This window comes from Bacteroidota bacterium (assembly GCA_016714535.1).
Lineage (GTDB): Bacteria > Bacteroidota > Bacteroidia > AKYH767-A > OLB10 > JADKFV01.
The window spans coordinates 58,650-72,001 of record JADKDR010000009.1 but is presented as its reverse complement, the minus strand read 5'-3'; the positions used below and the strand labels follow the sequence as shown (position 1 = coordinate 72,001).

The 13,352-nt window shown below is 37.0% G+C and carries 9 protein-coding genes and 1 pseudogene; 2 read left to right on the top strand and 8 right to left on the bottom strand.

The annotated features are described in order from the left end of the window. Positions 1–118 precede the first annotated feature (118 nt). Complete coding sequence (locus IPO27_12880; protein ID MBK8847380.1) at positions 119–475, bottom strand: carboxymuconolactone decarboxylase family protein; 357 nt, start codon at positions 473–475, stop codon at positions 119–121. A 155-nt stretch (positions 476–630) separates the two neighbouring features. Here IPO27_12880 and IPO27_12875 point away from each other — a divergent pair, with 155 nt between their 5' ends. Continuing rightward, a complete protein-coding gene (locus IPO27_12875) occupies positions 631–1,413 on the top strand; it encodes a hypothetical protein (GenBank protein ID MBK8847379.1) in 783 nt (260 codons plus the stop codon). Between the two features lie 50 nt (positions 1,414–1,463). Here IPO27_12875 and IPO27_12870 read toward each other — a convergent pair whose 3' ends face one another. The 3 genes from IPO27_12870 to IPO27_12860 form a co-directional block, all read right to left on the bottom strand. After that, a complete protein-coding gene (locus tag IPO27_12870; GenBank protein ID MBK8847378.1) occupies positions 1,464–2,060 on the bottom strand; it encodes a radical SAM protein in 597 nt (198 codons plus the stop codon). A gap of 288 nt (positions 2,061–2,348) precedes the next feature. Beyond that, positions 2,349–5,243 carry a T9SS type A sorting domain-containing protein gene (locus tag IPO27_12865; GenBank protein MBK8847377.1) on the bottom strand — a complete coding sequence of 965 codons (2,895 nt, stop codon included), beginning with the start codon at positions 5,241–5,243 and terminating at the stop codon, positions 2,349–2,351. Between the two features lie 565 nt (positions 5,244–5,808). Then, positions 5,809–7,857, bottom strand: coding sequence for a M13 family metallopeptidase (locus IPO27_12860; protein ID MBK8847376.1), 2,049 nt, complete (start codon positions 7,855–7,857; stop codon positions 5,809–5,811). 87 nt (positions 7,858–7,944) lie between these two features. On the opposite strand from IPO27_12860, the gene IPO27_12855 reads away from it, so the two are divergent. Continuing rightward, positions 7,945–8,958, top strand: coding sequence for a DUF4249 family protein (locus tag IPO27_12855; protein ID MBK8847375.1), 1,014 nt, complete (start codon positions 7,945–7,947; stop codon positions 8,956–8,958). Positions 8,959–9,089: 131 nt separating this feature from the next. On the opposite strand, the gene IPO27_12850 is transcribed toward IPO27_12855, so the two are convergent. From IPO27_12850 to smpB, 4 genes and pseudogenes are all read right to left on the bottom strand, one after another. After that, complete coding sequence (locus IPO27_12850) at positions 9,090–10,565, bottom strand: hypothetical protein (GenBank protein MBK8847374.1); 1,476 nt, start codon at positions 10,563–10,565, stop codon at positions 9,090–9,092. A gap of 68 nt (positions 10,566–10,633) precedes the next feature. Beyond that, complete coding sequence (locus IPO27_12845) at positions 10,634–11,572, bottom strand: hypothetical protein (GenBank protein MBK8847373.1); 939 nt, start codon at positions 11,570–11,572, stop codon at positions 10,634–10,636. A gap of 191 nt (positions 11,573–11,763) precedes the next feature. Beyond that, positions 11,764–12,872: pseudogene (locus IPO27_12840) on the bottom strand (Nif3-like dinuclear metal center hexameric protein). Between the two features lie 11 nt (positions 12,873–12,883). Next, a complete protein-coding gene (smpB, locus tag IPO27_12835; GenBank protein MBK8847372.1) occupies positions 12,884–13,345 on the bottom strand; it encodes an SsrA-binding protein SmpB in 462 nt (153 codons plus the stop codon). Positions 13,346–13,352 lie beyond the last annotated feature (7 nt).

Below are 13,352 nucleotides of genomic sequence, written 5' to 3'. Positions count from 1 at the left end.
CAAGCCGTAACCGAAAACCGGTACTTAGGATATTCTAGTTCTCTGCAAAAACAAGAAATGAATAGTGTCGTAGGGAGCCACTACCATAGTATATTATTACAATTATATCATCGTAGGGCTAAGCTTCCTTACCTTCTTGTTGTAAGGCATCCCAAAATTGCACTGCCCTGCGCGTGTGTGGAATTACAATACTGCCGCCAACCATATTGGCAACTGCAAATATCTCCAACATTTCATCGGTACTCACTTTTTGTTCATGGCATTTTTGCAAGTGATATTTAATACAATCATCGCAGCGTAAAACCATACTGGCAACCAGACCAAGCATTTCCTTGGTGCGTGTGCTTAATGCACCAGCAGCATACGTATTCGTATCAAGATTAAAAAATCGCTTTAGCACTAAATTGTCTTGCGACATTATTCGCTCATTCATAGATGAACGGTACTCATTAAACTCATTTACTATTGAACTCATTTTATTTTTTTTCCAAAGCTAAAAAAATCAAACATGCAATTTACCGACTTAAACATGCAATTTACCGACATGACTATCCAAAGCACCGATTATGCTTTTCGCACCTATATCCTTACCTGCATATTTGTATCATAATTTCTAAAACCTCTAAAACTATGTACCGAATTGACGAAGGCGAAAATGCCAACAAAAAGGAAAACGAAAATGAAATCCGCAGTGATTGGAATCGAAATCAGAAAGACCAAAAAATATGGCTTGGAGTAATTATTATGATTATTGGAGGCATTTTCTTGCTTAAGCAATTAAACTTTGACATGCCCCATTGGATATTTAGCTGGCCAATGATCTTGATTGCGGTAGGAACTTTTATTGGTGTGAAAGAAAATTTTTCGGGCTGGGGATGGTTAGCATGCCTCGTAGTAGGCATGGTTTTTCTCCTTAAAAATTCGTTTGGGATGCATGGCTTTGCCAATGTTCTTTGGCCCATCGCAATTATTGGTGTTGGTGCTTACCTTATACTAAGACCAAAAGGAAAGTACCTGTCGACTGACAGTTTTGGCATTAATCAAGATAATGTGCAAGATGTTGGTGATGGCGAATTAATTGAAGTAAACTCTGTATTTGGAGGTGCCCGTAGAAATATTGTTAGTAAGAATTTTCTGGGTGGCGAAATAAATTGTGTGTTTGGTGGTGGCGAAATAAATTTATCGCAAGCTGATATAAAGGGCATTGTACGTTTAGAAGTAAATGCAGTTTTTGGCGGTGCAAAAATTATTGTGCCTGCTAATTGGAATGTAAAGTCACGCGAGGTATCTGCTGTATTTGGAAATGTGACTGATAAGCGACCATATCAGAGGCTTACTGATATAAGTGATGATAAGGTTTTGTTACTAACAGGTGCAGCAGTGTTTGGAAGTATCGAAATTATCAGCTATTAATAAAATTTAACTTTAATGAAAAAGGCCCTCAATAGATGGCCTTTTTATAGTTATGGTATATTCATAAATTTATGCGTTTGCAATGAAATTCGCCAATTTGGGCTAGTTTTGACAAAATCAATAATTATAGGAAGCACCTTATCTTGTTTTGAAAATTCAGGTTGCAAAAAAAGTTTACAATTACTGTTAACTAATAATGCATGCTGTGCGGCCCATTCTATATCCGAAGGGTGAAAAACTACCACCTTAAGTTCATTAGCGATCTTAAGAGATGCAGATAGCGGAGGCTTAAACTTTTTTGGCGATACACAAATCCAATCCCATGTTCCACTTATAGGATAAGCACCCGATGTTTCGAGCCAAGTATTACAACCGGTCGCATGTATTGCTTCTGTTAAATGATTAAGATTATACATACAAGGTTCTCCGCCTGTAATTACTGCAAACTTTGCTTTACTCTCCTTTAGCCAATTGATAATGGTATCAATTTCAGTGAGTGAATGCTTTGCGGCATCCCACGATTCTTTAACATCACACCATACACAACCAACATCGCATCCTCCAAGCCGAATGAAATGTGCAGCAACGCCCATATTGTAGCCTTCGCCTTGCACAGTATAATATTGCTCCATAATGGGATAAAGCATCTTCAATGATATTTTGCCACAAATATATTATTCAAAACTGAGTTGTAATTTTATTATTTAGAGAGGGAAATGCATCATAGATAAAACTGCCATTGTAAATCTTTTTCTATTGCCCCAAGTGGGCTTTGATTAAAGTTCATTATTATTGCTTAAATCCAGCAAGCGTTGAATGTTTGGTAACTTTTTAAAATATACTAATTAATCATATTGATGGAATTGAGTATTATAAAAAAGCGCCTATATCTTTCGATATAGGCGCAAAAAGAAGATCTTTCTTATACTTTCTATTTATTTTGCAATTATCAGCTTAGTAATTGCGGTCTTATTATCAGAAGTCGCCATCAACGTATATATACCATTGCTTAATTTTTCAATCGACAATTGATAATTTAACATGGATGTTTTATCCTGCAAATGAATTTTTCCGCTAAGATCATATACTGTTACTGTTACATTGCTTTGCTCAAACTGGCTTAGGTCAACTGTAACATTTTCAGCTGCAGGATTAGGGAACGCCACTACATAGCCATCAGTACAGGCTAAAGCAGTCCATTTAATAGTTGCTTTGTTTTTAGTTATGCCACTTGCAGAAGTACCTGCAGGCCTAGGTATGATGAGAGTTGAAGCACTGCTTACATTATAAGTTGATGCTCCTGTTGCTTTGGTTCTTAATTGATAGTTACCTGGAGGCAAATTAGTAAATTTAGCAGTGTCGCTCGTATTTACTACAGCACCATATGCTACACCATCTCTAAACAATTGACAGGCGTATGGAGCAAAGCCACGCGTAATGTAATAGGTTAGCGATCCTTTATTGCATGTAGTACCTAAGGAAGATGAGGTGAGTGCTATGCTTTGACTGCAAGTATCTTTAAAGTTTGCAGTAATTTTATACTGCCCCCAATAAGAATTATTACCAACTGAATATGTCCTAATTCTAATATAGTAAGTACCATTAGCTAATGCGTTATAGGTATTGGTCCAGGTTGTGTTGGGATTTATTAGGAATTCGGAAGTGATAGGTGCACCTGCTGTATCTAAAAACAAAGTATAGTAAATATAAAGCCCATCGCTTACACTGTTGGTATCATCTAATGTTTGCACGGTCATGCTCACGGGACCAGAGTTTGCAGATTTGACAAACTTATGCCAATCAACCGGATCGTAGGTATTATTATTTCTAAGGTAATTGATATGCCCAATTAATGGATTGTAGCCGCATATGGTTTTGGCTTTATTGGCATAATCATTATCTAAATTATCTCCACCTTGTGCTTCTATAAAAGCAGTAGTTATTGAGTATGGCGCAAACTCGCTGTTGTAGAATGTTCTTACCCTCATGTAATATGTGCCTGCTTCTAATTTATCAAATCCCCAGGTACTAGTAGTAGTTGTATAACCTCCTATTATGTATGTTAAGCCATCTGCATTAAATAATTCTGCATATACATTTTGACTATTGCCACTTGTTAGGGTCCACTTCAAATTTCCATCCTTTGCCAATGAAAATTTGTACCAGTCAAATGTATCCGTTCTGTTTTGATAATAGTAGTTGATGTTACCGGTGAATGTTGAGTTTACATTTTTGGGTGTAGCTGCAGCAGCGGTGTTATTAAAACCTAAATCATTGGCATAAGGACCTACTATCGAATTTACAAATAGCTTGTATGGTGCCCATTCTGTATTGTAAAAAGTTTTTACACGAATAAAATAATTGCCTGCTCCAAGTCCATCAATTTGCCATGTATTATCGCTACTTGTATAACCACCACCGAGATATGTAATGCCATCATTGTCATACAATTGTGCATAAACATTTTGTCCATTGAGAGACATCATGCGCATAGCCACTTTGCCTCCTTTTACGGTTGTAAACGTATACCAGTCAAACTCATCTCTTTGCAAATTGTAATAATAACCAATATGGCCCACTGCCGAATCATTTATAGGCAATACAATTGCTTGGGTATATAGGCCATTGGGCTCTGCATCATTAACCACAGGCGGTAAAACCAAGCCGTTGCTTACAGTATAGGTTGCAAATTCAGTTGCATAAAATGTTTTAATCCTAATAAAATATGTTCCTGCTGCAAGTCCATCTTTAGAGTATGTAGCTGTAGAACTAGTGTAACTACCTCCTAAAAAGGTTGTACCATTATTGTCATACAATTCAGCGTATACATTTTGTCCATTATGAGAGGTGATAGTCCAATTTATCCGTCCATCAAGTGTTGTGGTTACCTTCCACCAGTCAAACTCATCTCTTACACCGTTAAATGCATATCCGATATGGCCTGTTTTACTACCATTAAATGGCAACACCTTTGCTTGCGCTTTTGTATTGTTTGGCTCAACATCATTTGCTTGTGATGGCTGCACCAAATTATTGCTAATGGTATAAGGTGCAAATTCAGTTGTATAAAAATTATTGATTTTAATGTAATAGGTACCCGGTGCTAATCCATCTTTAGAGTAAGTAGCAGTAGATGTTGTATAACTTCCACCAAAAAGTGTGACTCCATCATTAGCATATAATCTAGCATATATATTTTGCCCGTTATGAGAAGTGATAGTCCAATCGATACGACCATTAGCAGTGGTAGTCACTTGCCACCAATCTTCTAAATCATCAACTTGATTAAATACATATCCAATATGTCCTGTTCTACTGCCGTTAACAGGAAGCGTTTTTGCTTGCGCTTTGGTATTGTTAGGTTCTACATCTATCAATTGCGCTGGTGCCGTCCATGTAGGCACGAAACTGTAGTTGGGTGCCTCATTACCGTAATAAGCAACCAGTTTTATATAATAGGTACCGGCTGCTAAGCCATCCACATTTAATACATTTGATGAATTTGTATAGGCACTTGCATATTGAACAACACCCAAAGTATCGTAAATCTGGCAATAAATGTTTAGTGAATTTGTTGCAGTCCAGTTTACTGTAAGTTTTCCATCTAGCGCAGATGTAACGCGCCACCAATCTTGATTTGACGCTAAACCTGCGGTACCGGTTCCTGTTGCCCCAAGGGTAATAACATCCGCCTGATTCCAGGTATCATTTGGTTCTGTTTCGGCCACTGCATTTGCATAGTGCGAAAAGAACAACATGCTAAAAAGCATGATTAAATAAATAAGTTTTTGTTTTTTTTCCGCTGTACGGGAATTGGTTTTATTCATCATTTTTTTTAAAATTATTTGATTAATATGGAATTTCATTTTCAGCTACAAAGAAAGCACACCTATATGCTAAAGGGTATCACGAATTCTCGTGATAATGCGCTTATGTAAAATTGTGATGTGGAATATTTTATTTGGTTATGGTGCATATTTCTTAAGCAAACAGTTTATACAAGGGAAAATTATAAGCATTTAGTAGAAGTTTAAGCAAACAACTAAGCTAATGCCCCACTGCCTTTTTTTTGGTATTTGAACCTTATTCGCAAGAAGCAAGCTATACATTTTGGCGAAAGTATAAATTATTGAGAGGTTGTGCAAGCAGCAGAAAATAACACTTATCAACAGCGAAACTATTGCTGTTGGTAAGTGGCTTTTGGAAACACTTACCACTAGCAAAATCGCGATACAGGGGTTTGTAAAAACCCAAACAGTTGGGATAATAATTTGCATGCTTTTGTATGCATGCTTTAATGTAATGGAAATTTAGAGTAGTTATAGGGTATAAAAGAAAGCACCACATAAATTGTGGTGCTTTTTACGCAATATTATTTACTAAGTGCTTTAACTATTACCATATACGCACTCTTACATTTTCGTCACGGTACATGTTATCGCCTTTATTAATTCCAAACGCATTATAAAATTCCGGCATGTTACTAAGTGGGCCGTTAACTCTAAACCTGGCAGGTGCATGCACATCTGTTTTTATCTGCCTCGCAAGCGCTTTGTCACGAGGTATCATCATCCACGCAAAGGCATATCCAAGAAAGAAACGTTGGTCAGGAGTAAGTCCTGCAATTTTTTTGTTTTCCCGGTATTGTGTGGTTTTTTTAAAGGCTTCATAACCCATTACAATTCCGCCCAAGTCAGCTATGTTTTCGCCTTGCGTAGCATCGCCATTTAAATGCAGACTGTCAAGCACTTTATAGTTATCAAATTGCTCAACTATTAACTTTGTTTTTGCTTCAAATTTTTTGCGATCATCAGCCGTCCACCAATCATTTAGATTTCCATCGCCATCATATTGGCTGCCCTGGTCGTCAAATCCATGTGTAATTTCATGTCCGATGGTGCTGCCACCAATTATGCTGTATAGTATGGCATCATCAGCAAGTGTTCGCTCATAGCCCGGTACTATAATATTGCATCCCGGTACAACTATTTCGTTATTTCCAGGATCGTAATATGCATTGTAAGTTTGAGGTTGCATTCCCCACTCGGTACGATCAACCGGTTTGCCAAATTTGTTTATCATGTAATCGAAATTCCATCGGTTTATAGCCATAATATTTTGAACATAATTATCCTTGCTAATACTTACCGATGACATGTCTTTCCATTTATCAGGATAACCAAATTTCATGGTAATTTTATCAAGCTTGGCCAATGCTTTTTCTTTCGTCTCCATGCTCATCCAATCTAAGCCTTTAATGTGTTGCACATATACATCCTTGATGTCGGCTCCAATATCCATAAGTTTTTCCTTGGTTCCTTTAGGCAAATAATCGCGAACGTATATCTGTCCTATCAATTCGCCAAGCAAACCATCCGTTTGCTCTACTACTAACTTCCATCGGGGCTTCTGTTCTTCAACACCATTCATGGTTCTGTAATAAAACTCAAAATTCTGGTCACTGAAGTTTTTATTGATATACTCAGCATAGCTATTAACAATGTTCCATTTGATATACAGCTTCCAGTCATCTATTTTAATGGTTTCGACCAATTTATTAAGGCCGGTAAAAAATTCAGGCTGGCCTACAATAACGGTATCTACTTGTTTTAACCTAATGGTGGCAAACATGTTTGACCATGGTATTGCCGGAGTAAGTTTCATTAACTCAGCCATATGCATTTTGTTATAATTCTGAACCGGATCGCGCAATTCTTCAAGTTTTCGCGATACCGTGGCCAGTTGAGTTTCAATTTTCATAACAGCTTCCGAAAAGTTTTTGGCATCCCCTTCATATGCACCCATTAGCTTATTTATTTTTTGCAAATGCGATATATAAGAATTTCGAATGGTGACAGTACGTTCATCGTTGTTTAGATAATAATCGCGGTCGGGCAAACCAAGCCCACCCTGCCCCAAAAACATGGCATTCTTATTACTTATTTTATCGTCCTTACCAACATATAGCGAAAAAATAGAGCTGACTCCAAAGCCGCGCAAATCGGCCGAAATGTTCAGTATTTCTTGCATATCCTTAGCAATAGATACACGTTCAAGTATTCGTTGTAGCGGTATTAGGCCAATACGTTCAATGGCGGCTTCATTCATTCCACTTGCATAAAAATCTCCTATTTTTTGCTCATTACTGCCATTAGGTTTATCTTTTAATGCAGAAGCACTTTCGCAAATACTGCGTATTTGGTTATTGATGGTATCCTGTATTACTTTAAATATGCCATATGAACTTTCAGTTGCCGGTATAGGATTGGCTTTAAACCATGTGTTATTGGCAAACATAAAAAATTCATTGCCTGGGCTAATAGTTGAATCGATATGCGATGCCCGGTCATCGCGTGTTTGGGCCGATACATTGCTGTTTACTATTAACGTAGTAGCCAGAGCTAACAGAAACAATTTCTTTAACACGGTATTTGATTCCTTCATTGATTATTATTTTTAAGTTTGCGCAAATGTATCAAAATGCCTTCGTGCCTCTATTAAAATTTTGATATATGATAAGGCTACATACTTATGAAAATGATAAAAGGAAAGAATACTTTGCCCAAGTTTGGAGTTTTTATCCTGCTTTTTGCTTTCGGTTTTGTTCTATTTTTTTCCTCTTGCAAAAATGAGATTGATTTGATTGCTGATTATAAAGACACAACCATCGTTTATGCATTGCTGAATCCAACCGATTCGGTTCAATATATACGTATTCATAAAGCTTTTGTTGGAGAAGGCAACGCCCTCGAAATGGCGCAATACACCGATTCGTTTTATTATTCGTCAAATTTAAAAGTGCAACTGGAAGAGTACAAGGATGGATTTTTAAAACGCACCATAACCTGTAAGGAAGATACAAGTATAAAGAAAGATGCAGGCATTTTTGCAACAAATCCTAATCTACTGTATGCCGCTCATGATAGCATAAAGCAAGGCAACGATTACAAATTGATAATTACCAGAGGTGAGACGGCAGCACCCGTTACTTCTACTACCATTGTGCTGAGCAATGTTTTCTTAATAAGACCCACCGGATTTACTATTAATTTTCTGGATACGCCTTTTGTAATCATATGGTACACGAGTCCATATGGTGTTGTTTACGAACCTGTTTTCAGATTTTACTATTCCGAAACAGAAAAACTTAATTCTCAAAACACAGTTGCCAAATACGTTGACATGAGACTTGGGCAGAAATCTATAAAAGAAACAGATGTGCGGGAAAAGATGGAAGTGGGCCTGGAAGCTACAAGTTTTTTCCGCTTTGTTGGCACTACTATTAAAAAGGACACAACTGTATATCGCAATGCACTATCACTTGAGATGATTATTTATGGAGGCACACAGGAATTATACGATTATTACCGTATTAATAATCTAACTACCAACCTAGCTCAAAACATTCCTTTTTATACAAATATTACCAATGGAATAGGAATTTTTACATCGCGAAGAAAAGATACTTACCTGAAGCAGTTGAGCAATGAAAGCCTTGATGAGCTTAAGAATGGTGAGTTTACGAAGCATCTGGGATTTAAGTGATCAATGTTGACTAACTAAAATAAGTTAATCAATTTATTGCAATTGACAGAAGTGTGATTGCGTAATGTTAAAAGGTAGTAACCCTAAGTATATATGTTTGGTGGATATATTTTTGAAAGCAAAATTCCCGCTTATTTTAATCTTGAAAGGCCGGCCTTTGCTTTTTGGTCGGATGTGTTTTTATAATCGTGATCGGGAAGAGCAAGGCATAGTTTGTAATACTTTTTAGCATTGACTTTATCTTTCTTCAATTCATAAATATAACCGGTAAATACGCATGAAAATGCAGCATGGGCATACACCTTATCCTTCCCAAGTTCTATTACCTTGAGGTATAGCTCTAGCGCTTTTGCTTTGTTGTTGAGTTCGTCTTGCAATCGTGCCGAGCGATATATGTATTCTAGTTTTTCGCGAAAAGTCGGAAAGTCATTGTTGTTTTTTCCTGCCAGCATTTTTAAGCTTTCGTCAAAGTATCCACCATCAAAAAGCAATCTTGACTTTAGTAAGAACAGATTAGGAATCTCCTTCCGCTCACACTCAAGCTTGGCCATTTTATCCTCGTCCATGAATTCGTTGCCATGTGTACGAGCATAATTAATGTTTTCCTGATACGCTTGCATATCGCCACGCAACAGTGCCAGCCAGGCAATTCGCTGGTACGCTCCTTTGAAGTAATTTTTTCCTTTGTAATTTTTCAAGTACAATTTAAATTCTTCTGTACCTCGTTGATCTAACTTATTCATATAAGAAACTCCACGAAAATAATGGAGGTACTCCATTGGAAAAGTTCCGGGCTCCTGACGATAATTTTCAAATAGCTTTATCAAATTATCGTTTTGTTGATAGTGGAAGTAAACATTGCCAACGCTAAATACAGTAAGTGGACTATCATACACGTTCTTATATTGCTTGATTAACTCAAGAGAATTGCGTTCTTGTTTGTTCAGGTGGGTTTCGACAAAAATAAGCCAAACCAATACTTCGTTGCGCAAATGTCGGTTGGTATTTGTTTTATCTATATCATCTATTAAATGCTTCAATTCGCTAATGCCTTGTGTGAGTGATCCTTCTAATCCAATTAGCGAAGCCACCCATTTGTATTTATCAGGTATCGAACTGAACACACAATGCAGCAATCCCAGGTTGACCAGTGTAGGTTTAAAGTTTGGATGGTTTTTATAATTGGACTCTAGTAATTTAAATGCCTTTTTTATTTCGAAAGCAGCGGTAACATATTGTTCGTGCTTAATTCGATTATATGCCTTGCCAAGCAATAGTTCGGCATACATATAACTATAGCACGGGTTAGAGGTGGCTTCTTTGCTTAGCAGTTCTATTCGCTTGTCATTATTGGCAATCAACAAATCAAGATCCATTTTTTCTTCGGTAACAAAGGCACGCAAAAAGTCCATTTGCCCTTCGGCAAAATGATTGTAAAAATTATTGGGATAGTTTTTTTGCAGGTAATTTATTTCAACACGAGCTTTATCAAACTTCATATTAAAAATATCATCAAGCAATTGCTCATGACGTGGCGATAGATCAAAATAAGCAAAAGCAGCTAGAGGAAGCCAAAGAAAAAAAAATGTATAAACTATTTTGCTCATTTAATAAAAAAAGGATTTCGTTTGAAATCCCTATAAGTGTTTGTTATGATAAATTTGTACGTGGCAACTTAATCTTCCATTATGTTTGCAGGCACCAACAATCTTCCACAATGTTCGCAAATGGTAATCTTCTTGCTTTGAGCAATATCCAATTGAATCTGAGGTGGAATCTTATTAAAACATCCACCGCAAGAATCGCGCTGTATAGAAACCACTCCAAGTCCATTGGTCATGCTCTTACGAATACGGGTATAGTGCGTTAGTAAGTGATGCTCGATTAATTTTTCTGCCTTGACAATTTCCTCATTAAATTTCTCTTCTTCCTTTTGCGTTTCAGCAATTATACTATCCAATTCATTCTTCTTGGTTTCAAGTGATTTCATGCGGTCGGCTAATTCATCATTTGACGCATTCATTGCCTCTATTTGCTTATTCAACTCGAAGGTGTGCTCGCGAATACGCTTTTCGCATAATTCTATTTCTAATGTTTGAAACTCAATTTCTTTGCTTAGGCTTTCGTACTCACGATTGTTCTTTACATTGCTTTGTTGTGATTCATATTTTTTAATGGCCGCTTGCGAATCTTTAATTGCTCCCTTGCGCCTTGCAATTTGGTCTTGTAATGATTCTACTTCTGCAGACAGGTTGGTGATGCGGGTTTGCAATCCTGCTATTTCATCACTAAGGTCATTTACTTCCATGGGCAATTCGCCTCGTATGATGCGTATGTTGTCGATGTGAGAATGCAACTGTTGTAAGTAATATAGTGCTTGCAGTTTTTCTTTTGTTCCAAAGTTTTGCTTATCGGTACGTGTAAAAGGCTTAATCTCATCTTTTGGAATTGCCTTCAGAAAATCAGAAGGCTTACTTTGGTATTTGAGGTTTTTAGAAACTTTGATAGGTTCAGGTTTCTTTACCGTTTTGGCGGGAACAACTTTCACTTCTTCCTTTTCTTTACTTTTTGTATCAACTTTTGGTTTAGCTGATTTTGTGTCTTTTACTGCCATAGTTTATTGTTTATTATAAATTTTTAATTTTTATTAGAAATAGTGAATGCATGAACTTTCGTTCATGAAAGACCCATAATACGTTGTAAGGGATTAGCTTTAATACAGTGAGGTGGGCAGATGCTGCTGTGATTTTCTCGGCATACTTGGTTACTAAAGCCCCCGCGTATGTTGCATTGATATGCGTTATTTCAAGTTTCAATGTTATAAAAATAGCGTACCGGATTGGTATGTATTTTTGTAAAATGGAGCGCAAATGTAGTAAAATTCTGCTTCAACAAGTCATAAATTAAATTAATTGTAAACTGTTCGCCTCATAATGCCCTATATCAGCTATTATAATTTTGTCTTCGGCATCAAAGAATTGATGGTATTTATAATCTGCCGTAATAAAAATATCGGCACCTGCCTTTATAGCATCAGATAGTAAGAAACTTCCTGAGCCCCCACAAACAGCTACCTTTTTTATTTGCGCGCACGTTAAGTCGGTATGTTTTATTACAGGTACTTTAAATATTTCGGCCAGTTTTTTTAAAAAAACTCGGGTGTCAATAGGCTCTGTAAGTTCACCAGTCATTCCTGCTCCTACTTTTGAAGAAGTGTTTTCGAGGCGATAAATATCAAATGCCGGTTCTTCGTATGGGTGAGCAGTTAGCAGCGCCTTAAGTACTTTTCGTTCATGCACTGCTTCGTATATAGTTTCGATACGCAACTCTGCCTCATAGTGACGTGTCCCTATAGTCCCAACATAGGGGTTGGCCTTTTCATTCGCCTTAAACGAGCCTGTACCTTCGCTTTGATAGGCACAGTCGCTGTAATTTCCAATATCTCCGCAACCTGCATCAAACAATGCTTGCATTACCTGATTAGAACTTGAAGCAGGCACATAGGTAACAAGTTTCTTTAATACTCCTGCCTTAGGCTGCAAGATTCGCAACGCTTGCAATTGCAACAATTCGCAAATTTTATTATTTACCCCATTATAAATATTGTCCAAGTTAGTATGAATTGCATATATGGTAATATCGTTTTTAATTGCTTTGAGAATAGTCCGCTCTATATAGTTTCGACCTGTTATCTTTTTTAATCCTGAAAACAGGATGGGGTGATGCGAAATTATCAAGCTACATTTAAGACGAATAGCTTCATCCACTACGGCCTCTATGCAGTCTAACGAAATCAACACTCCGGTGCATACGGCCTGCTCGTTGCCGGTAAGGTATCCACAATTGTCATATCCCTCCTGATAGGCAGGCGGGGCAATACTTTCGAGGTAATTGGTTATTTCAGCATGTATCATTTTTAATTCAATTAATTTCCTTTTAAGTTTCGGCTTACTTCGCGCTTTTGCTCTTTCTCTTTTAATGAGTTTCGTTTATCGTATTTTTTCTTTCCTCGTGCAATCGCAATTTCAAGTTTAGCTATTTGCTTTTCGTTTAAATAAAGTTGCGTTGGAATTATGGTTACTCCTTTATCCTTTACTTTATTTATTATTTTTTTTAATTCATTCTTGTTTAATAAAAGTTTACGGTCGCGCTTTTCTTCATGGTTGTTGTAGGTGCCTTCGGTATAATGCGCAATATGCATTTGCTTAACATACAATTCGCCATTTATTAAAACGCAATAAGCTTCGTTAAGACCACAATGATGCAACCTTATCGATTTTATTTCGGTACCGGTAAGAACAATACCTGCTTCAAAACGGTCGGTTAAAAAATATTCAAACTCCGCCTTGCGGTTACTAATAATTACGGTTGGTTTTTCGGATTTCATAACTGGC